The sequence below is a fragment of the Gallibacterium salpingitidis genome (assembly GCF_001678495.1).
Lineage (GTDB): Bacteria > Pseudomonadota > Gammaproteobacteria > Enterobacterales > Pasteurellaceae > Gallibacterium > Gallibacterium salpingitidis.
Genome location: NZ_JTJL01000045.1, coordinates 17,459 through 37,875 on the forward strand (window position 1 = coordinate 17,459; position 20,417 = coordinate 37,875).

The 20,417-nt window shown below is 37.3% G+C and carries 22 protein-coding genes and 1 tRNA gene; 13 read left to right on the forward strand and 10 right to left on the reverse strand.

The features are described from left to right. The first annotated feature begins 74 nt into the window (after positions 1 to 74). Positions 75 to 1,082, forward strand: a complete 1,008-nt coding sequence (locus QS62_RS08495; protein ID WP_066108782.1) for an RNA methyltransferase substrate-binding domain-containing protein — start codon at positions 75 to 77, stop codon at positions 1,080 to 1,082. A gap of 43 nt (positions 1,083 to 1,125) precedes the next feature. Here QS62_RS08495 and dnaE read toward each other — a convergent pair whose 3' ends face one another. From dnaE to QS62_RS08530, 7 genes are all read right to left on the reverse strand, one after another. Continuing rightward, positions 1,126 to 4,599, reverse strand: coding sequence for a DNA polymerase III subunit alpha (gene dnaE / locus QS62_RS08500; RefSeq protein WP_066108787.1), 3,474 nt, complete (start codon positions 4,597 to 4,599; stop codon positions 1,126 to 1,128). Positions 4,600 to 4,688: 89 nt separating this feature from the next. Further along, on the reverse strand, positions 4,689 to 4,943 hold the full coding sequence (locus QS62_RS08505; RefSeq protein ID WP_066108789.1) for a BolA family protein: 255 nt from the start codon (positions 4,941 to 4,943) through the stop codon (positions 4,689 to 4,691). An 8-nt stretch (positions 4,944 to 4,951) separates the two neighbouring features. Continuing rightward, a complete protein-coding gene (locus QS62_RS08510; RefSeq protein WP_066108792.1) occupies positions 4,952 to 5,290 on the reverse strand; it encodes an STAS domain-containing protein in 339 nt (112 codons plus the stop codon). A 1-nt stretch (position 5,291) separates the two neighbouring features. Then, on the reverse strand, positions 5,292 to 5,915 hold the full coding sequence (gene mlaC, locus QS62_RS08515) for a phospholipid-binding protein MlaC (RefSeq protein WP_414146319.1): 624 nt from the start codon (positions 5,913 to 5,915) through the stop codon (positions 5,292 to 5,294). A gap of 45 nt (positions 5,916 to 5,960) precedes the next feature. Then, entirely contained in the window at positions 5,961 to 6,464 is a 504-nt protein-coding gene (gene mlaD, locus QS62_RS08520; RefSeq protein ID WP_066108801.1) for an outer membrane lipid asymmetry maintenance protein MlaD, read from the reverse strand. Between the two features lie 32 nt (positions 6,465 to 6,496). Then, the gene (gene mlaE, locus QS62_RS08525) at positions 6,497 to 7,267 is read right to left on the reverse strand and encodes a lipid asymmetry maintenance ABC transporter permease subunit MlaE (RefSeq protein WP_414146320.1); all 771 of its coding nucleotides are present in this window, start codon (positions 7,265 to 7,267) and stop codon (positions 6,497 to 6,499) included. A gap of 11 nt (positions 7,268 to 7,278) precedes the next feature. After that, a complete protein-coding gene (locus QS62_RS08530) occupies positions 7,279 to 8,073 on the reverse strand; it encodes an ATP-binding cassette domain-containing protein (protein ID WP_066108807.1) in 795 nt (264 codons plus the stop codon). A gap of 149 nt (positions 8,074 to 8,222) precedes the next feature. On the opposite strand from QS62_RS08530, the gene lptC reads away from it, so the two are divergent. From lptC to QS62_RS08575, 9 genes are all read left to right on the forward strand, one after another. Then, on the forward strand, positions 8,223 to 8,774 hold the full coding sequence (gene lptC, locus QS62_RS08535; protein ID WP_066108809.1) for an LPS export ABC transporter periplasmic protein LptC: 552 nt from the start codon (positions 8,223 to 8,225) through the stop codon (positions 8,772 to 8,774). Then, the gene (gene lptA / locus QS62_RS08540; protein ID WP_066108811.1) at positions 8,758 to 9,273 is read left to right on the forward strand and encodes a lipopolysaccharide transport periplasmic protein LptA; all 516 of its coding nucleotides are present in this window, start codon (positions 8,758 to 8,760) and stop codon (positions 9,271 to 9,273) included. Before lptC ends, lptA begins: the two co-directional genes overlap by 17 nt. A gap of 8 nt (positions 9,274 to 9,281) precedes the next feature. Then, positions 9,282 to 10,007, forward strand: coding sequence for an LPS export ABC transporter ATP-binding protein (lptB, locus tag QS62_RS08545; RefSeq protein ID WP_066108813.1), 726 nt, complete (start codon positions 9,282 to 9,284; stop codon positions 10,005 to 10,007). A 21-nt stretch (positions 10,008 to 10,028) separates the two neighbouring features. Next, positions 10,029 to 10,526 (forward strand): PTS IIA-like nitrogen regulatory protein PtsN, encoded by a 498-nt coding sequence (gene ptsN, locus QS62_RS08550; protein ID WP_066108817.1) that lies wholly within the window; start codon positions 10,029 to 10,031, stop codon positions 10,524 to 10,526. Positions 10,527 to 10,560: 34 nt separating this feature from the next. Further along, entirely contained in the window at positions 10,561 to 11,433 is an 873-nt protein-coding gene (rapZ, locus tag QS62_RS08555) for an RNase adapter RapZ (RefSeq protein ID WP_066108819.1), read from the forward strand. Positions 11,434 to 11,444: 11 nt separating this feature from the next. Beyond that, positions 11,445 to 11,521 (forward strand) — tRNA-Arg (locus QS62_RS08560). A gap of 150 nt (positions 11,522 to 11,671) precedes the next feature. Then, on the forward strand, positions 11,672 to 13,711 hold the full coding sequence (locus QS62_RS08565; protein ID WP_066108820.1) for an RNA-binding domain-containing protein: 2,040 nt from the start codon (positions 11,672 to 11,674) through the stop codon (positions 13,709 to 13,711). Between the two features lie 14 nt (positions 13,712 to 13,725). After that, on the forward strand, positions 13,726 to 14,235 hold the full coding sequence (gene tadA / locus QS62_RS08570) for a tRNA adenosine(34) deaminase TadA (RefSeq protein ID WP_066108827.1): 510 nt from the start codon (positions 13,726 to 13,728) through the stop codon (positions 14,233 to 14,235). Positions 14,236 to 14,369: 134 nt separating this feature from the next. Further along, the gene (locus tag QS62_RS08575) at positions 14,370 to 15,197 is read left to right on the forward strand and encodes a class II glutamine amidotransferase (RefSeq protein WP_066108829.1); all 828 of its coding nucleotides are present in this window, start codon (positions 14,370 to 14,372) and stop codon (positions 15,195 to 15,197) included. Between the two features lie 138 nt (positions 15,198 to 15,335). On the opposite strand, the gene QS62_RS08580 is transcribed toward QS62_RS08575, so the two are convergent. Beyond that, positions 15,336 to 16,220, reverse strand: a complete 885-nt coding sequence (locus QS62_RS08580) for a LysR family transcriptional regulator (RefSeq protein WP_082966164.1) — start codon at positions 16,218 to 16,220, stop codon at positions 15,336 to 15,338. A 502-nt stretch (positions 16,221 to 16,722) separates the two neighbouring features. Here QS62_RS08580 and QS62_RS08585 point away from each other — a divergent pair. Next, a complete protein-coding gene (locus tag QS62_RS08585; RefSeq protein WP_066108839.1) occupies positions 16,723 to 17,295 on the forward strand; it encodes an NADPH-dependent F420 reductase in 573 nt (190 codons plus the stop codon). A 162-nt stretch (positions 17,296 to 17,457) separates the two neighbouring features. Here QS62_RS08585 and eno read toward each other — a convergent pair whose 3' ends face one another. Further along, complete coding sequence (gene eno / locus QS62_RS08590; protein WP_066108842.1) at positions 17,458 to 18,759, reverse strand: phosphopyruvate hydratase; 1,302 nt, start codon at positions 18,757 to 18,759, stop codon at positions 17,458 to 17,460. 249 nt (positions 18,760 to 19,008) lie between these two features. Between eno and QS62_RS08595 the strand changes: the two genes are divergently transcribed. After that, positions 19,009 to 19,446 carry a DUF805 domain-containing protein gene (locus tag QS62_RS08595; RefSeq protein WP_066108845.1) on the forward strand — a complete coding sequence of 146 codons (438 nt, stop codon included), beginning with the start codon at positions 19,009 to 19,011 and terminating at the stop codon, positions 19,444 to 19,446. 52 nt (positions 19,447 to 19,498) lie between these two features. Further along, a complete protein-coding gene (yihA, locus tag QS62_RS08600; protein ID WP_066108855.1) occupies positions 19,499 to 20,086 on the forward strand; it encodes a ribosome biogenesis GTP-binding protein YihA/YsxC in 588 nt (195 codons plus the stop codon). Positions 20,087 to 20,206: 120 nt separating this feature from the next. On the opposite strand, the gene QS62_RS08605 is transcribed toward yihA, so the two are convergent. Beyond that, positions 20,207 to 20,417 (reverse strand): transposase (locus QS62_RS08605; protein ID WP_197496288.1); only part of this gene is annotated, 211 nt, incomplete at its 5' end.

The following is a 20,417-nucleotide window of genomic DNA, read 5'->3' on the forward strand; positions in this document are numbered from 1 at the left end:
AATTGTTAATACATCTCAACTGTTTCAGTTATAATGTGCGAAATTTTCCGATCAACCAATCTACATAAAATCCAATGAATAAAAAACCTGTTTTTCAAGAAAATAAATTCCGTTCTAATGACAAAAACAAACGTCAATTTGGCGAACAAAAACCACGTTTTGCAGATAAACCTCGTCGTGAAAGAAATGATCGCATCATCGAAAAACCGTCTATTTGGGGTGGTAAACAGCAAATTACCGCGCATAAAGCAACTACTGTAGGTGAGGGCGAAGTTAAGGTAAGAATCAAAGCGACTAACCAAAGCAGTCAAAGCAAAGAGAAAAAAACTGGTCCATTATCACCACGTGCTCCTGAAAAGATCCGCCAAAATCGTGCGGAAGAAGTTAAAGTTTATGGCGAACTCGCTTGCTTGGCTTTATTTGAACATCGCCCGCAAGATATTGTGCGTTTATGGGTAACGCAAGAGTTAAGTAAAAAAGCGGGCGAGATGATGAGTTATTTAGCCGAAAATAAAAAGGCTTATCACGTTGTCAAAAATGATGAAATGCAACGTGTAACAGGTACAGAACATCATGGCGGAATTTGCTTATTAGTAAAAAAACGCCCTCCATTAAGCTTGACTAGTTATTTGGAAATTCCTCGCAAACAAGACTGTATTGTGGTGTTAGAGGGTGTTGGTAATGCGGCGAATATCGGTGGTGTATTAAAGACGTTAGCTTTTTATGGTGTACAAAATCTTGTTACTGACAATATCGATCTGGTACAAAGCCCTGCGTCAATGCGTGTTGCTGATGGCGGTATTGAACATACTCGTTTATTTGAAACTGAACATGCTACGATTGCCCTCGATCAATTACAACAAGCGGGTTATCAATTAGTGAGAGCAAGTTTAGCAAAACAAGCAACCCCGCTTAATCAAGTTAAATTTGCTGATAAAGTCGCAATTATTTTGTCAGAAAATACGCTGAAAGATTTAGATGACAAAGCGACTAATGTGCAACTTTCCCAATCTAACCCACTTGCTACAGGTTTAAATATCGCTGTTGTTGCTGGTGTGTTGTTAGCGAAGTGGTATTTTTAATCTCACTAACGTTAGGTTTTGCTAGTAATGCAAAACCTAACTGTTAACTAAATTCCAACTCAACTTGATCTTCGCCGAGAAATTCCGTTAATTCCCCGATTAGATCGTCGTGTGGTGTTACATGCCATTCAATTCCTAATGTCAGCATCGCACGTCCTTTCGGGCTATCATAATAAATATGAATTGGCGTTGTGCCTTGTGCGTATGGCGTAATAATCTGTTTAAAACGTTCAATAAATTGTGGCGTTAATTGCTCTTCTTTTAAGGCAATTGCTAGGCTTTTCACAAATTTTTGCCGCATCTCTTCTAATGTGCTGACATCTCTGCCAATCATTCGAATACCGCCAGTGAAATCATCCGGCATCACTGAACCGCTGACCACTACGATGTGATCTTTGTGGATTTTACGTTCAAATTCATTTAATGAATCCGTAAATAAAGTAATATCTAAACGTGCCGAACGATCATCTATCGTTAAAATACCGAGTCGATTACCACGTTTAGTTAAAACGGTACGGAAATTCGCTACCAAACCACTTACCGTAGCCACTTCGCCACGTCGTGTTACGGACACTTCTGCTAAACGGCGGCTATAATGTGATAACTCTTTGATATAACGATTAATCGGGTGGCTGCTCAAATATAACCCTAGCGTTTCTAGCTCACCATCCAACACCATTTTTTGCGTCCATTTCGGTGTATTGGCGTAGGCTTGCTCCACCTCTTTTGGCGAGCTGGTTAATACGCCGAACATATCGGTTTGCCCCAACGCTTCATCTTTCGCATATTGATCTGATGCTCTCAGCGCATCTTCTAAATTTAAAGCAATCGCCGCTCGATGTGGTCCTAACTTATCTAACGCTCCTGCCTTGATTAAGTTTTCCAAAGCACGACGATTAATCTTTTTCAGGTCAATTCTGGCACAAAGGTCAAAAACATCTCTAAAACGTCCGCCTTTCTCTCTTACCTCAATAATATTTTCTATCGCTGCTTCACCCACGCTCTTAATAGCGCCGATGCCATACACAATCTCACCCTTTTCATTAACACTGAAATGATATTTTCCTGTGTTAATATCTGGCGGTACCACTTTAAGCCCCATACGCAAGCTTTCATCGTAGAAATTCACCACTTTTTCGACTTTATCCATTTCCGAGGTCATTACCGCTGCCATAAATTCGGCTGGGAAATGCGCTTTAAGCCATAATGTTTGGTAAGAAACTAAGGCATAAGCTGCCGAGTGCGATTTATTAAAGCCATAACCCGCAAATTTCTCTACTAGGTCAAAGATTTTCATCGCTAATTCGCCATCAACGCCATTTTTAATGGCACCTTCTTTAAATACCGAACGCTGTTTTGCCATCTCTTCTGGTTTCTTTTTACCCATTGCACGACGCAATAAGTCCGCACCACCGAGCGTATATCCCGCCAACACTTGCGCAATTTGCATTACTTGCTCTTGATACAAAATAATGCCGTAGGTTGGATCAAGGATTGGTTTTAAGGATTCGTGTTGATATTCAGCATCAGGGTATGAAATTTGTTCCTCACCATGTTTACGACGGATAAAGTTATCCACCATTCCCGATTGCAATGGACCCGGACGGAATAATGCCACCAACGCAATAATATCTTCAAAACAGTCTGGTTTAAGGCGGCGAATTAAATCTTTCATACCACGAGATTCCAGTTGGAATACCGCCGTCGTTTGCGAATCAAGCAATAACTTAAATGACTTTTCATCATCCAATGGAATATGATGAATATCGATCTCAGGTTTTCCTTCACGACGCATCCGTTCATTAATCATATCCACAGCCCATTGAATAATGGTTAATGTGCGTAACCCTAAGAAGTCAAATTTCACTAAACCTGCATACTCAACGTCGTTTTTATCAAAGTGAGTAACAGGATGCTTCCCTTCATCATCACAATAAATTGGCGAGAAATCAGTAATCTTACTTGGTGAAATTACCACACCACCGGCGTGTTTACCTGCATTACGTGTTACCCCTTCGAGCTTACGAGCCATATCAATCAGCTCTTTAACTTCCTCATCACCGTCGTAAGCCTCGACTAATTTCGGCTCCATATCGAACGCTTTCTGCAACGTCATACCGGGATCGCCCGGAATCAATTTAGCAATACGATCCACAAAACCATAAGGATGTCCTAACACACGCCCCACATCACGAATTACCGCTTTTGCTGCCATTGAACCAAAGGTAATAATCTGAGAAACCGCATCACGCCCATACATATCGGCAACGTGTTCAATCACACGATCTCGTCCATCCATACAGAAATCGACGTCAAAATCTGGCATTGAAACACGTTCAGGATTCAAAAAACGTTCAAAGAGTAGATCAAACTCAAGAGGATCCAGATCAGTAATTCGTAACGCATACGCTACTAACGAACCCGCTCCCGAACCACGTCCCGGACCAACTGGAATATTGTTATCTTTCGACCACTGGATAAATTCCATCACTATCAAGAAATAGCCGGGGAATCCCATCTGATTTATTACGTTTAATTCGGTTTCCAAACGCTGATCATATTCACCACGTCTTTGCTTTCGTACCTCTTCATCTGGGAACAGAACCGCTAACCGTTGTTCTAAACCTGTTCTTGCTTTTTGAATCAAAAAGTCTTCTGTACTTAAATCACCTGTTGGAAATTGTGGTAAGAAATATTCGCCTAACCGAATGGTGACATTACAACGTTGGGCAATATAGACACTATTTTCTAATGCTTCTGGCATATCAGAAAATAGCTCACACATCTCTTGTTCACTGCGAAAATACTGTTTTGGACTATAATTTTTTGGTCGATTAGGGTCGTCCAACGTAAAGACATCGTGAATCGCAACACGAATTTCGTGCGCCTCAAAATCATCTTCATGCAAAAACATCACATCGTTAGTCGCCACTAATGGGATCTTATGACGTTCAGCAAAAGCGGCTACTGATTGCACATAATGTTCTTCATCATTACGTCCAGTACGACTAACAGTAAGATAAAAATGATCAGCAAAATATTGTTGATAAAAATCTAAACAGGCTTCTGCGGATACTTGATTATCACGAAGTAAAAACTTGCCAATATCGCCATTTTTGCCACCAGATAAGAGGATAATGCCTTCGGCATATTCAATTAGCCATTCACGCTCAATAGTTGGATTTTCTTTATAACCACGCTGATACGCTCGTGACAGCAATAAAGTAATATTTTGATAACCAGTATTATTTTTGGCTAATAACGTGAGTTCAAAAGGTTCATCAGGCAATTCTGGTGTATTTACCAATACATCAGCGCCGACTATCGGTTTAATCCCTTTTCCCAGTGCAGCACCATAGAAACGCACCAATCCACAAAAGTTGGTGAAATCCGTTAATGCCATTGCCACCATTTGCTGCTTTGCACATTCATCCACCAACGATTTTACTTTGGCTAAACCATTAATCATAGAAAAGTCACTGTGGACACGTAGATGAACAAATTTAGGCGATGACATAATGCTTCCTAATAGCTTGATAATAAATTGAAGAAAAGTAATGCGGTAAGCACATTGTGTTTACCGCATTTTAAGATTGTTAGTCACAATTATAGATTAAAAAAGAGTTTCTCTCTTTTCCATTTCTCTACGGTAAATGTTTTAATCGTTAATGCATGAATTGCATTAGTTGCTAAATGATCCATTAATGGCGCATAGATCATTTGTTGTTGTTTTACTCGAGAGAGATCAGCAAATTTATCACTGACAGCAATCACATCAAAATGTGCATTTTCACCACGCACATAAACTTCATCTAAACCTAATGCTTCTTTTAATAATTGTTCAATCTCTTTTGGTTCCATATTTGATCCTATTTATTGATATATTTTGCTAACCACTCTTTTAATGAAAATAACGCTGCCAAATTTAAACATTGTGTCGGGACATTAATCAACTTAACTTGTTCCACTGGATTTAATCTTAATAATTCCGTTAATAACGCAAACCCAGCTGAATCAATATGACTAATTGCCTCTAGATCCCAGACTATATTTTGGCAATGTTGGCATTCGACATTATTCGCTAATACGAACTGCTGACGTTGTTGCCATAATGGTAACAACGTATGTCGATTTAAAACGCCAACTAATGATACAACGACATTATCCGTCGTTGTGTCTAGTTGCCAAGTTAGCTTTATCTCACTCATCTTATTTTTTCTTATCTAATGTGATTGGTAAGCTGGCTGATTTTTCAATTTGCGCCGTTAACGCTTCAATACCATCTTTACGTAATACGCCGCTCCATTCATTTTTCTTCGTTTCCACCATACTTACGCCTTCTGCCGCCATATCGTAGGCTTGCCATTCGTTGGTTTTACTGTTTTTACGCCATTTGAAATCTAAATTGATTGGTGCAGCGCCATTATTTTGTTCCACCACAACTCGAATATTAACAATATTCTTACCTTCTACCGATTTCTCTGGCTCAATGGTTACTTTTTGTTTGCTATAAAAAGTGAGGACTTGTGCATAAGATTGCTCAATAAAATTACCAAAGGCTTTGAAGAAAGCTTCTCTTTGTTCTGGTGTAGCAGCTTTAAAATAATTACCTAATACCAATGAGCCGGCATATTTAACGTGTACATAAGGCATTAAGTCTTGTTTCACGATAGTACGTAAATAGTTCGGATTTTGCTTAATTTGACTTTGATTTGCAGTAATATCCGCAAATAATTTATCTGATGCTTGTTGCATTAATTGATAAGGATTTTGCTCTGCTACCGCAAATAAGCTAGTTAGTAATAAACCAACTGCTAACAACATACGCATCATATTTTGAGTATAACGTTTTAACATTGTGCTTCTCCTCTTTTATTATTATTTATTTGATTCCGCTGGTTCTGCTGACTCAGCTGACTTTTTATCACCATATAAGAACTGACCAATTAAATCTTCTAAAACCATTGCTGATTTTGTATCAGTAATCTTACTACCCTCTTTTAACATCAGGGTTTCGCCATCATCAAATCCAATATTCAAGGCAATATATTGTTCACCGAGTAATCCTGCTGTTTTAATGGAAAGCGAACTATTGTCTGGAATTTGGTTATAACGCTCATCAATTCTTAACGTTACTTGTGGTAAATAAGTTTTCGGATCTAATTCAATATCGCTTACTCGCCCAATTACCACACCGCCGATTTTGACTGGCGCTCTGACTTTTAATCCGCCTATATTATCAAAAGTCGCAGTCACACGATATGTTTGCGACTCACCAAAACTTTGCACATTAGCGACTTTTAGTCCAAGAAAAACTAATGCAGCAATACCTAACAATAAGAACAATCCAACCCAAAATTCATATTTCACTGTATTTTTCATAAATAATCCTTGTTTATTGCACAATCCTGCAATTAATTTCCACCAAACATTAATGCCGTTAAAATAAAATCCAGTCCTAAAACCACTAATGAGGCTTGTACTACCGTTTTGGTTGTTGCTTGACTGATACCTTCTGAAGTTGGTAATGCGTTATAACCATTAAATAAGGCGATCCATACTACACTCACCGCAAAAAAGAGACTCTTGATAATGCCATTACCAATATCTTTGCCCCAAACAACAGAATTTTGCATCACTGACCAGAAACTACCGCTATCCACACCTTTCCAATCTACGCCAACCAGTGAACCGCCCCAAATGCCGACTGCAGTAAAAATCAACGCTAACAACGGCATGGCAATCATTCCCGCCCAAAATCTTGGTGCGATTACACGCCGCAACGGATTAACTGCCATCATTTCTAATCCTGATAATTGTTCCGTTGCTTTCATTAAACCAATTTCTGCTGTTAATGCTGAGCCCGCTCGCCCAGCAAACAATAATGCCGTTACCACAGGTCCAAGTTCACGTAAAAGGGATAACGCAACCAACTGACCTAAGCTGGTTTCCGCTGAAAAATCGACAAGGATCACATACCCTTGCAACCCTAACACCATTCCAATAAACAGCCCTGATAACACAATGATCAGTAATGACTGCACACCTAATACATATAATTGCTTCACCACTAAAGGAAAATTTTTGCGAAATTGTGGTTTACCAACTAATGCACCATATAACATTAACCCAGACTTTCCTAATGTTCGTATCCAACGCACACCATGTTGCCCAAGCCGATCAATAATGCCTATTTTCACTGAAATAATTCCTCTTCATAATCTTCTGCTGGATAATGGAATTTCACAGGTCCATCTGCCTGCCCAGATAAAAATTGAATAACTCTTGGATCTTGACTCGCTCTTAATTGTTCTGGTGTTCCTTCCGCAATAATTTTTTGCTCTGCCACAATATAACCATAATCAGCAATACTTAATACTTCGGTCACATCATGAGAAATCACAATAGAGGTTAAATCTAAGGTTTCATTCAATTTTTTAATCAAATCCACAATCACGCCCATACTAATTGGATCCTGACCAGTAAATGGCTCATCATACATAATCAGATCGGGATCTAAAGCAATCGCTCTTGCTAACGCTGCTCGTCTTGCCATTCCTCCAGACAGCTCATTCGGCATCAATTCCGCAGCACCACGCAACCCTACGGTTTCTAATTTCATTAATACCATTTTGCGGATAATCGATTCCGGTAAATTAGTATGTTCCCGAATTGGGAATGCAACATTTTCAAAAGTGCTCATATCCGTAAATAATGCACTGGATTGGAATAACATGCCCATCCGTTCTCTTACTCGATACAACTCTTTAGTTGATAACGAGCAAATATCTTGTCCATCTAATAAAATTTGTCCTTGTTCTGGAATCAGTTGCCCGCCAATCAATTTTAAGAGTGTGGTTTTACCAATTCCTGAAGGCCCCATAATTGCGGTAATTTTGCCTTTCTCAATGCTTAAATTCAGATTGTTATAAATCGTCCTTTCACCACGTTTAAATGTCAGATTTTTAACTTCGATAAGAATATCTTGCATCGTATTGTTGCCTTCTTTACGCTATCACAAAGTGATTATTCTAACAGAATATTGCTGCCTGTTGAAAAATAACTCATTTACTGGATTTTATGATATGATCCGCCAGCTAAATTTCTCGAGAATAGGTTCCTAAATAAGGTAAATAATTTATGTCCATTCGTTGGAATATTGTACTTTCAATTATTGCGATTGCACTACTGGCATGGCTCTATTCATTACAGCAAAATACAGTGCCAGTATTAACGAAAAAAGATTCAGATCCAGAATATATTGCTAAACAAATGACCACGACAGTATATGGTCCAACTGGTACGATCCAATATCAAGCCGAATCCACTAACGTAGATTATTTTAATAATGATAAAGCTGTTTTTAGCCAACCCGTTCTTTATGTTTATGACAAAGACGAAACTAAAGCATGGCGTTTACAAGCTGATAAAGCAATTTTAATGGATAAAGATAAACTCACATTACAAGGCAATGTGAAGCTACAAAGCCTACAAAAAGAGTCTAAAATACAAACGATTGATACAGAGCAAGCCTTTGTCAATTTAACGACACAAGACATAACATCTGATACAATGGTGACCCTAACTGGCTTGAATTTTACCAGTAATGGCAAAGTATTAGACGGTAATCTGCAAAAACAAACTGCGACCCTAAAAGAACAGGTTAAGACATATTATGAAATTAAAAACTAATTTAACTGTACTTGGCTTATTAACTTTGTTATTTAGCTACTCTGCCGTAGCATTAACAGGGGATTCTGAACAACCAATTAATATCGAATCTAATAACCAGTCACTTGATTTAACAAGCAATGTGGTTACTTTTACTGATAATGTTGTTATCACGCAAGGCAGCGTAAAAATTAATGCTGATAAAGTGATCATCACACGTCCAAATGAAAAAGAAAAAGCCAACAATAAAAAAGAGACCGTAGATGCCTTTGGCGCACCAGTGAAATTTCAACAGCAATTAGACAACGGCAAAATGGTTTACGGTAATGCCAATAAAGTCCATTATGATTTGGGTAAAGAATTTTTAACGTTAATCGGCAACGCACAATTAAAACAAGAAGATAGCCGCATTAATGGTGATTTGATTACCTATGATGTGAAGAAACAACAACTTAAAGCGAATGGTAATGGCGGTCGTGTAAAAACCGTTTTAATTCCAAATCAACTTAAAACAAATTAGAGCAAATTATGTCTGTTTTATCTGCTGAACATCTAAGCAAAAGTTATAAAGGTCGCTCGGTGGTTAATGGTGTTAGTCTTTCCATTAACTCTGGTGAGATTGTTGGTTTATTAGGTCCGAACGGTGCAGGGAAAACTACCACTTTCTATATGGTTGTTGGTTTAATTAGTCACGATGAAGGTAAAATTACCATTGATAATCAAGATATTAGCCGTTTACCAATGCACCAACGAGCTAAGCAAGGTATTGGTTATTTACCGCAAGAAGCCTCAATTTTCCGCCGTTTATCAGTGCACGATAATTTGATGGCAGTTTTAGAAATTCGTAAAGATCTCACTAAAGACCAACGCATTGATGAACTCGAACGTTTATTAGATGAATTTCATATTACGCATATCAAAGACAATTTAGGGCAATCTCTCTCTGGTGGTGAACGCCGTCGTGTGGAAATTGCCAGAGCTTTAGCGGCGAATCCTAAATTTATTTTATTAGATGAACCCTTTGCTGGGGTTGATCCAATTTCAGTATTAGATATTAAAAATATTATTCAAGGGCTACGTGATCGAGGTTTAGGCGTTCTGATCACTGACCATAATGTACGTGAAACCTTAGATGTTTGTGAGCGTGCTTATATTGTTAGTGAAGGTAAAATGATTGCTAGTGGCTCGCCACAAGATGTGTTAGCCGATGAGCACGTAAAACGTGTCTATCTTGGTGAACATTTTAAACTTTAGGCTTTTCACGTTGATTATCGTATGAAAATTACTGAATTTCTTACTAAAGAAAATATTCGTACTGGTTTGCTCTGTTCCAGTAAAAAGCGTGTCTTTGAGTTAATTTGTAATATTGTTTCATCGCAAACTGAAGAACAAGAAAACAGCTGTTTTGAAGCAATTTGTCATCGTGAAAGAATGGGTAATACCGGCTTAAATAACGGTATTGCGATTCCACACGCCAAGCTCTCTACTGGCGATAAACCAATTGCCGTATTCCTACAATTAGATACACCAATTAAATATGATGCGGCGGATCATCGTGATGTTGATCTTATTTTTGCCATTTTAATTCCTGAAACTTGTTGTCCTAGCTGTTCTCCTTTGTTGCCTTACCTTGCTGAATGTTTTTCTGACAAGAATTTATGTAAACAATTACGCCTTGCTAAAAGCCCAGAAGAAGTTTGGTCTATTTTTGTTGCCTTTGATCACGCTGAAACGGTTGAAGAACAGCAAGAAAGCGAGCAAACTACAGATTAGATTATCGGCAATAATCAAATGATGGGAGGATATGATGGAACTTGTCATTATTAGTGGTCGTTCTGGTGCAGGAAAATCTATTGCGTTAAAGGCATTAGAAGATATTGGTTATTATTGTATTGATAACTTACCACTGTTTCTCATTCCACAGCTGATTGAAACTTTGCAAACCAGCCAACAAAACGTGGCGATCAGCGTTGATATTCGTAATATTCCGCTACAACCACAAGAATTAGAAGAAACATTAGAGCAATTACCGCAATCTTGTAATACGCAAATTATTTATCTTGATGCCGATCGTAATACGTTAATCCGTCGCTATAGCGATACTCGTCGTGCCCATCCATTGTCCAAAGATAATCTCTCTTTAGAAGGATCCATTGATTTAGAAAAAGAACGTCTAGAACCGTTATTTCAGCACGCCAATTTCATTATTGATACAACAAACTTATCCACACACCAATTGGCAGAAAAATTGCGTGAATTTGTGCATGGCAATGGTGACAAAGAGTTACAAATCATTATTAAATCATTTGGCTTTAAATACGGTATTCCGCAAGATGCTGATTATATTTTTGACGTACGTTTCTTACCAAACCCGCATTGGGAGCCTAAATTACGCCCATTAACTGGACTCGACCAACCGATTATCGATTTTTTACGCCAATATGATGTTGTGCGTGAATTTCTCTATTCGACTCGAAACTATATTGAAACTTGGTTGCCGCTATTGGAACAAAATAACCGTAGTTACCTTACTATTTGTATCGGTTGCACTGGTGGGAAACATCGTTCTGTTTATATCGCCCAACAATTGGCAGAATACTTTCAAGCGAAAGGAAAAAAGATTAAAATTCAGCACAATTCGTTACTACGTCAAGAACATAAAAACAGCAATAACAATTAATAAACAACTGCGAATGTGTAGCTCAGCTGGATAGAGCAACCCCCTCCTAAGGGGTAGGTCGGCGGTTCAAATCCGCCCACGTTCGCCATCTAAACCAATTATTTATAAATAATATTTTTAAATATAAAATTAGTCCCTAGTTAAACTCCTAATTAGGAGTTGGAATGATCTTCTATCCATCGATATTTCTCTATATCATGAGATAAAACAATCGCTAACTTATTGATAGGTAACTGTCGTGACACCACTCTCAATTAAAGATGAATTAGATCTACAAACACTATCTGAATCAGAAGAGTTAGAGTTTAAATCTGCACAAGGACGTGATGGAAAAGGAAAACTCCCTGACGACTTTTGGCCCACTTACAGTGCTATGGCAAATTGTAGAGGTGGATATGTTATATTAGGTGTTAGTGAGAAGAAGGGAAAATTCAAAATTGAAGGTGTATCTAATATTGATCTTGTAAGAAAACAACTTTTTGACATTCTTAATAATAAAAATAAAGTTAATCTTAATCTATTAAATAATAATAACTTAACTGTCCATATTATTAATGATAAACCAATTCTTATTATTCAAATTCCACCAGCTAAAAGGCAAGAAAAACCAATTTATCTTAATAACCAACCAATGAAAGAAACTTTTATTCGCTTAAACGAGAGTGATCATCGTTGTACAGAAGAACAAATAAAGCGGATGATGGCTGAGCAAATAGAATCTAGTAGAGATGACAAAATTCTAAAAGGTTTCTCTTTAGCTGATATTGATAAAGATAGTTTGCAAGCATATAAAAATCTTTTTGCCATAGCAAAACCAAATCATATATGGCTAGAGAAGGATCTATTAGAGTTATTCAAAAATATTGGTGGATGGCGGAAAGATAGACAAACAGGTGAAGAAGGAATCACACTTGCAGGAATCTTAATGTTTGGAACATGGGAAGCAATACAAGAGGCTGTCCCGTATTATTTCGTAGATTACCAAGAATTAGAACATTTTCAGGCTGAACGTTGGACTGATCGTATATATCCCGATGGATCTTGGTCGGGAAATTTATTTGATTTTTATAGAAAGACATACCGTAAACTCATTGCTGATTTAAAAGTTCCCTTTAAACTAAAAAATGGAATTAGATTGGATCAATCAAAGACACATGAAGCTATTCGTGAAGCTCTTGTTAATACTTTAGTGCATACAGATTATTCTGGTAGGGCATCTATCTTAATAAAAAAACTTCCTGATAAATTGTCTTTCCGAAACCCAGGGTTAATGAGAATTTCCCCAGATATCGCAATAAAAGGCGGGGAAAGTGACTGTCGAAACCGACGCTTACATCAAATGTTTCTAATGATCGGTGCTGGTGAAAGAGCTGGTTCAGGTGTTCCTAAAATATATCGAGGATGGGAACTTGCACAACTTCGCACGCCTAAACTATATGAACAATATATCCCTTCCGAGCAAACTATATTGGAATTACCAACTATTAGCTTAATTCCGCAAAATGTTATTTCTCACTTAGAGCAAATTTTTGGTAATAGTTATCACCATTTAAATCATGAAGAACAAATGATAGTAACAACCGCAGCTATAGAAGGGTCGATAACTCATACGAGAGCTTGCCAATTAACAAGCAAACATTCTAGAGATGTTACACTTGCTCTACAAAAACTAATCAAAAAAGGGTTTCTCACAGCTAATGGACAAAAAAAGAATAAAATATATAGCTTACCTACTGGCTACACGATAACTACAGAATATCTTTTGCATTCATCGACAGCTAATTTACGTGAGAATACTAATAACTTAACAGATAACACTAATAACTTAACAGATAACACTAATAACTTAACGGATAACACTAATAACTTAACGGATAACGTTAATAGCTTAACGGATAACACTAATAACTTAACGGATAACGCTAATAACTTAACGGATAACACAAGAGATCACTTAGGAAGATATCTTCATTCTTCTGTAGATATGCCAATTATTGATACTCTTGACACTTTAACAGAATCATTTAGGAATGAACTTCTCTCATCTACTGAAGAAGTACGAAAATATAAACGTTTACCACCTCCAAAAATGAGAGCCATTATCTATGAACTATGTAAAGGACATTATGTTCGTACTGCAATTTTGGAAGTACTTTTAAATCGAAAAGCACAAAGCTTACGAGAAACATATTTAAAACCAATGGTAATAGAGGGGCTTCTTAAAATGACATTCCCTGATAAACCAAATTCTCCTCAACAAGGTTATACCTCAATTTAGTATTTGAAACAGATATGACAGAACAAGATCAGAAATTTATGCGTCATGCACTGCTGCTTGCGGACAAAGCGGCAGAAATAGGGGAAATTCCTGTTGGTGCCGTTCTCGTGAATGAACAGGGTGAAATTCTTGCTGAAGGCTGGAATCAATCCATAACACTTTCTGATCCTACTGCTCATGCTGAAATTATCGCTTTACGGCAAGCTGGAGCAAAAATCCAAAATTATCGTTTATTGAATACGACATTATATGTCACTTTAGAACCTTGCCCGATGTGTGCTGGAGCTATTTTACATAGTCGTATCAAGCGTTTAGTGTTTGGGGCAATGGATTACAAAACCGGCGCTATCGGTTCACGTTTTCATTTGTTTGATGATTATCGTATGAACCATATTGTAGAAATCACCTCTGGCGTATTGGCAGAAGAGTGCAGTACTAAGATCAGCCAATTTTTTCAACAACGCCGAGCACAACAAAAATTAGCGAAGCAAGCTATCTTGAAAAGCGATAATCACAGCGAATAACTAACTATAATTTTTCTACGCCAAAACTTTATTTCATATAACAAATTATTATTAATAACCCTACTACTCCTATGTGAATTATCGTTTATAATAAGCACTCTTTTTCACTCATTTAAGTTTTCATAGGTTAATTTATGTGTCAATTACTGGGAATGAATTGTAATACCCCAACAGACATCGTGTTTTCCTTTGAAGGGTTCCGTCGTCGCGCAGGTATTACTGATTGCCATTCTGATGGTTTCGGGATTGCTTTCTTTGAAGGTAAAGGTGTGCGTGTATTTCGTGATGATAAGCCATGTAGTTCATCACCAATCGCTGACTGCGTAAAACAATATCATATCAAATCACTCAATGTGATTGCGCATATTCGTAAAGCGACACAAGGTGATGTTACATTAGAAAATACCCATCCTTTTATGCGTGAAATTTGGGGTGAAAATTGGGTTTTCGCTCATAACGGTAATTTAAAAACTTTACCAGATCTTTCTGATTGTCGTGCACAACCAATTGGTTCCACTGACTCAGAAGCAGCTTTCTGTTATATGGCAGAATTTCTCAAACGTCGTTATTTACGTAAACCAAGTGAAGATGAAATTTTTGCAGCAGTGTATGAAGTAACACAAGAATTATCACAACTTGGTACTTTTAATTTCATTTTATCTAATGGGCAATTTATGATTGCACATTGCTCAACATTTTTACACTATCTCACTCGCAAAGCACCTTTCGGTAAAGCTTTTCGCGTAGATGATGATGGTTTTATTGATTTTAATGATTATGCAAAACCAGGCGATAAAGTAACGATAATTTCGACGCAACCTCTTACCAAAAATGAAGCTTGGACCAAAATGGAAAATGGCGGATTTGTGATGTTTAAAGAAGGGGAAAAAGTTAAAGAGATTATTGGTAAAGCAAAACAAATTGAAGATGATGGTACATTAGGTAATATGAAAATTGCTTAAAACCTCTCCACTTTAATAACAAGAAACGGTATTAAGAAATTACGCTTAATACCGTTTTTTATAACTTAATACAGGAAGTCATATCAAACCTTCTCTCGCTACTAACACGTCTATAGCACAGCCATGAACAATTCGATTCTATTTCTCCGCAAATCCCTCTTTTAACACAGTGAGAACTTTTGCCACTTTAGCAGAGTAATTACGGTGCGCAGTGACAGCATAAATATTTTCTTCACGCAACGGGACATCAGGAAACAGCACCGTCAATCTTCCTTGCTCGACAAAAGCACTGATTTCTCCCTCTAATGCTACCGTCACACCAAGTCCAGCAAGTGCCAACATCGTTGAAGATTCTACGGAATATAAGCAATCTATGCGATTAGGAGGAAGACTATGCGGTAAATCTAGAGCAGCAAACATATTGTATAAAATCTGCTCATGAGGATTTAACCAATCCGCATGATAAAGATCTACAATTTTCTGAATAGGTTTTTTAGCTAAATATTCTGGAGATGCACAAATCCACAGTTTCCAACGAGCTAATAAACGTTCTATCGTGTCTAACTGCCCCGAATGGTCTCCCACTCGTAAAGCAATATCGATGTTTTCATCTATCAAATTCACATAACGATCACTTGCCAATAAAACAATCCGAATCAGTGGATAATCGGTATTAATTTTCTGCAAACAACGCGCTAATGCTGCAGATTTCATAAAACCTGAGGGCAAACTAATCCGCACTTCTCCCTCTGGTTCACTACGCAAATTCAACATTGATTGCTCAATTTCATTTGATAGTTTTTCTAGTTTTTCAGCATGTTGAAAGAGCAACTTACCCGCATCGGTTAAATAGAGTTTACGCGTGGTGCGGTGCATTAACTTGATTTGATAATGCAGCTCTAAATTACGCAGATGCTGACTAATAGCACTCGTCGTCATACCGAGGTGAGCTGCCGCAGCATTCATACTGCCATGTTTCACCACTGCTGCAAAAATCAAAATAAGTTTGTGATAGTCCATCATAACTTTCCCTCACACTAAAGTTGCTACCGAAGCATTCAAATTGCCATATTTCATGCCAAAATTTGTTCTAGTTACAATCAATTTCACTCGAACCGATTGCTTCACTTCAAACTCCCAAATTTACGCAAATGACAATTAACTAATTCACAGTACCGTATTTCGCTATAACGACAAAAATCTATCTTCAATTGAGAAATAAACAATTATTAAGTAAAACTTAAAATAATTATTATAAAAACCGCAATTATCAAATATAACTTTATTATATAGAATACTTACCTGTGTGACAAACAATGCTTACCCAATGATTGGGTAAACATTGATTTATCTATCGTAAGCTAGCGTTTTTACAGTTGTCCTTATTGAATTGGCAAAGCTATTACGCATCATCCTTGCGATGTAATAAGGACTTAATGGAGCTGTCTTCTATCAATGGGTAAAAGACAAAGTAATGCAATGTTATTCGATTAAATAATACAATTCTTGAAATGAGGTAAATAAAATGACAGTGACTATTTTTGGTAAAGGTAATATGGCTAAAGCAATCGCAAAAAACTTTGAGCTTGCTGGTAATAAGGTAGAATTTATCGGTCAAGAAGCTGATGCCACCATTCATGGTAATATCGTTGTATTCGCTGTACCTTATACAGCGATTGATGACATTATAGGTAAATACCAAACTCAATTAGCAGGTAAAGTAGTGATCGATATTACTAACCCTGTAGATTTCTCGACAATGGATGACTTGGTGATACCTGCAGATACTTCTGCCGCAGAAATTATTCAGAAGAAATTGTCTCAAAGTGAAGTTGTTAAGGGTTTTAATACCACTTTTGCGGCAACTTTAGTCAGCGGTGAAATCACCAAAGGTGTTCCTACTACAGTACAATTGGCTTCTGACTCTACACAAGCTAAGGAAAAAGTACAGGCAGCATTAAAAGGAAGTCCTTTAGCGTTTATTGATGCAGGTGCTCTTAAACGTGCTCGCCAGTTGGAAGCTTTAGGATTCTTAAATATTTCACTCGCAGTACGTGAACAAATTTCATGGACTGGTGGTTTTGCGATTTATCACTAAGATAGTTGAGGGGGCTCAGTTCCCCCTGAGATTAAATTATTGGCAGATAAATGCAATAAACTATTTTTATTCTATATGTCATCATCTTATATATTGATTCTACACAAACAAAAACTGCACCAATCGGTGCAGTTTTTTCTTCTTTAATTGTTAAAGTAACAATTATGCTTGACCTTTAACTGCTTTTAATCCTAAGAATGGTGCTTTATCACCTAATGCTTCTTCGATACGGATTAATTGGTTGTATTTAGCGATACGGTCTGAACGGCTCATAGAACCAGTTTTGATTTGACCTGCTGCTGTACCAACTGCTAAATCTGCAATAGTTGCATCTTCAGTTTCACCAGAACGGTGAGAAATTACTGCAGTGTAACCAGCTTCTTTCGCCATACGGATAGCATTTAAAGTTTCAGTTAATGAACCAATTTGGTTGAATTTAATTAAGATTGAGTTAGCGATACCTTTTTCGATACCTTCTTTAAGGATCTTAGTATTAGTTACGAATAAGTCGTCACCAACAAGTTGGATTTTACCGCCAAGAACTTCAGTTTGATATTTGAAGCCTTCCCAATCTGATTCATCTTGACCATCTTCGATTGATTTAATTGGGTATTCTTCACAAAGTTTTTCTAAGTAGTGAGTGAATTCTTTAGAAGTGAATGATTTACCTTCACCTTTCATTTCATACATACCAGTTTCTTTGTTATAGAATTCTGATGATGCGCAGTCCATTGCTAAAGTAACATCTTTACCTAACACATAACCTGCTTTTTCTACTGCTTCTTTGATACAAGCTAATGCAGCAGCGTTAGATTCTAAGTTAGGAGCAAAACCACCTTCATCACCAACTGCTGTACTTAAACCTTTAGATTTTAATACTTTAGCAAGGTTGTGGAACACTTCTGCACCGATACGTAATGCTTCACGTAAAGTTTTTGCACCAACTGGTTGAATCATAAATTCTTGGATATCAACGTTGTTATCTGCGTGTTCACCACCGTTGATGATGTTCATCATTGGTAATGGCATAGAGTATTGGCCTGGAGTACCGTTTAATTCTGCAATCCATGCGTAAAGTGGTAATGCTTTAGATGCTGCAGCTGCTTTAGCATTTGCAAGAGAAACAGCAAGAATTGCGTTAGCACCTAATTTAGATTTGTTATCTGTACCATCTAAATCGATCATGATTTGGTCGATTTCAGCTTGTTGAGCTGCGTCTTTACCTAATAATGCAGGTGCAATGATTTCATTGATATTAGCAACTGCTTTTAATACACCTTTACCTAAGAAACGTGATTTATCACCATCACGTAATTCTAAAGCTTCACGAGAACCTGTTGATGCACCAGATGGAGCAGCAGCTAAACCAACAAAGCCACCTTCTAAATGAACTTCAGCTTCAACTGTTGGATTACCACGAGAGTCGATAATTTCACGGCCAAGAACTTTAACGATTTTTGCCATTTGTTTTTCCTCATATTTAAAGTTAATTTGCAAAGATAGAAATCAAAAAACGCTGCTAATATTAAAACGATTTTTAATTTTTGTCTTGTAAAAAATGATGTGAACTTGATCACAATTAAGATTTTTTATTGCCATTAAAATCTAACGGTAATTCCTAGTAAAAAGCGACAAACTTTTCGCTTTTTGCAATGGTTTCCTTGTATAATTGCTGACTTTCTTTAAATAGGCTCTTTTTTAATCACTAACATTATGTATATTACTCAAGCACTCTTTTCATTCAAAGGAAGATTAAACCGCCAAGGGTTCTGGATTGGTAGCGGTATCTGTGCAATAACATTATTTATCGCTGCAAACCTGATCCCGATTGAAAGCATATTGCAAAAAACATTGAGCTCGGTATTTGCCATTTTACCTTTATTATTAATTATTTATTGTTGGTTAGCGGTTATCGTTAAACGTTTGCATGATCGTGGACGCTCAGCTGCCGCATTGACTATTCTATTAGTACCACTTTGCTGTTTAATGATTGCTCCATATAGCCAAGGCTTTATGCAATTCTTGCTAGGAACATTTTTACCTATTTTTATTCTTGCTATGTTGTTAATGGAATGGGGCGTATTCTTAGGACAACCACAAGAAAACCGTTATGGTACGAAAGGCGAAACTATTACATTTAAAAAAGGATAATATTGTGTCAACAAATGAATTCAAACTGAATTATCATAAAACCCGTTTTTTAATGAGTGCAGCAAACATTACTCAGTTACCTGCTGATGCAGGCGTAGAAATTGCCTTTGCGGGCCGTTCTAACGCAGGTAAATCAACTGCATTAAATACACTTGCCAACCAAAAAACATTAGCAAAAACTTCAAAAACACCAGGAAGAACACAATTAATTAATCTCTTTGAAGTTAGTGAAAATTGTAAAATTGTGGACTTACCAGGTTACGGCTATGCCGCAGTCCCTGAAAAATTAAAACTACAATGGCAAAAATCATTAAGCGAATATCTACAAAAACGTGAATGTTTAGGCGGCGTGGTTATTCTGATGGATATTCGTCATCCGCTCAAAGATCTCGATCAACAAATGATTCAATGGGCGGTTAATGCCGAATTACCGATCCTACTGTTATTAACTAAAGCAGATAAACTTAGCCAAAGTGAGCGTAGTAAACAGTTAAAATTGGTACGAGAAGCAATCCTACCTTTCCAAGGTGATATTCAAGTCGAAGCCTTCTCCTCACTCAATCGTTTAGGCGTAGATAAACTCGCCCAGAAGTTGGATAGTTGGTATAGCTTATTTGAGCCAAATAACCAAGATCAATAAACAACAAAGCCCAAACAAACGTTTGGGCTTTTCAGACCGCTGACAAACCCACCTTTCCAAAATCATTTGATAAAAGTGGGTTTGTTTTTTTACTTTGTCGCTTTTCTCTTGCTTTTCCTTTCAGATAACGCTGCAAGCGGTGATTTTCTCTGATTGTTTTACCCATGCCTCAAACAAGCAAAATTGGCGCCATAAATAAGACAAAAAAGCCCATACCACTAGGGCAATTTTCTTGATATTTTGTGCCATTGCCGCAAGGAAGCATTGCATTTGCACGTTGGCTAGCCCTCTATAACGAGCATAGCGATGTCCGTGATGTTGTTTTGCATCC

What these genes read in the sequence shown, in the direction of transcription:
- QS62_RS08505 (WP_066108789.1), bottom strand. Translation starts at nt 4,943, where the DNA reads ATGGAACCAAAAGAGATTGAACAATTATTAAAAGAAGCATTAGGTTTA.
- mlaC (WP_414146319.1), bottom strand. Translation starts at nt 5,915, where the DNA reads ATGATGCGTATGTTGTTAGCAGTTGGTTTATTACTAACTAGCTTATTT.
- tadA (WP_066108827.1), top strand. Translation starts at nt 13,726, where the DNA reads ATGACAGAACAAGATCAGAAATTTATGCGTCATGCACTGCTGCTTGCG.
- lptA (WP_066108811.1), top strand. Translation starts at nt 8,758, where the DNA reads ATGAAATTAAAAACTAATTTAACTGTACTTGGCTTATTAACTTTGTTA.
- QS62_RS08530 (WP_066108807.1), bottom strand. Translation starts at nt 8,073, where the DNA reads ATGCAAGATATTCTTATCGAAGTTAAAAATCTGACATTTAAACGTGGT.
- ptsN (WP_066108817.1), top strand. Translation starts at nt 10,029, where the DNA reads ATGAAAATTACTGAATTTCTTACTAAAGAAAATATTCGTACTGGTTTG.
- yihA (WP_066108855.1), top strand. Translation starts at nt 19,499, where the DNA reads ATGAGTGCAGCAAACATTACTCAGTTACCTGCTGATGCAGGCGTAGAA.
- lptC (WP_066108809.1), top strand. Translation starts at nt 8,223, where the DNA reads ATGTCCATTCGTTGGAATATTGTACTTTCAATTATTGCGATTGCACTA.
- QS62_RS08595 (WP_066108845.1), top strand. Translation starts at nt 19,009, where the DNA reads ATGTATATTACTCAAGCACTCTTTTCATTCAAAGGAAGATTAAACCGC.
- rapZ (WP_066108819.1), top strand. Translation starts at nt 10,561, where the DNA reads ATGGAACTTGTCATTATTAGTGGTCGTTCTGGTGCAGGAAAATCTATT.
- mlaD (WP_066108801.1), bottom strand. Translation starts at nt 6,464, where the DNA reads ATGAAAAATACAGTGAAATATGAATTTTGGGTTGGATTGTTCTTATTG.
- QS62_RS08495 (WP_066108782.1), top strand. Translation starts at nt 75, where the DNA reads ATGAATAAAAAACCTGTTTTTCAAGAAAATAAATTCCGTTCTAATGAC.
- QS62_RS08580 (WP_082966164.1), bottom strand. Translation starts at nt 16,220, where the DNA reads ATGATGGACTATCACAAACTTATTTTGATTTTTGCAGCAGTGGTGAAA.
- lptB (WP_066108813.1), top strand. Translation starts at nt 9,282, where the DNA reads ATGTCTGTTTTATCTGCTGAACATCTAAGCAAAAGTTATAAAGGTCGC.
- QS62_RS08575 (WP_066108829.1), top strand. Translation starts at nt 14,370, where the DNA reads ATGTGTCAATTACTGGGAATGAATTGTAATACCCCAACAGACATCGTG.
- eno (WP_066108842.1), bottom strand. Translation starts at nt 18,759, where the DNA reads ATGGCAAAAATCGTTAAAGTTCTTGGCCGTGAAATTATCGACTCTCGT.
- dnaE (WP_066108787.1), bottom strand. Translation starts at nt 4,599, where the DNA reads ATGTCATCGCCTAAATTTGTTCATCTACGTGTCCACAGTGACTTTTCT.
- QS62_RS08585 (WP_066108839.1), top strand. Translation starts at nt 16,723, where the DNA reads ATGACAGTGACTATTTTTGGTAAAGGTAATATGGCTAAAGCAATCGCA.
- QS62_RS08510 (WP_066108792.1), bottom strand. Translation starts at nt 5,290, where the DNA reads ATGAGTGAGATAAAGCTAACTTGGCAACTAGACACAACGACGGATAAT.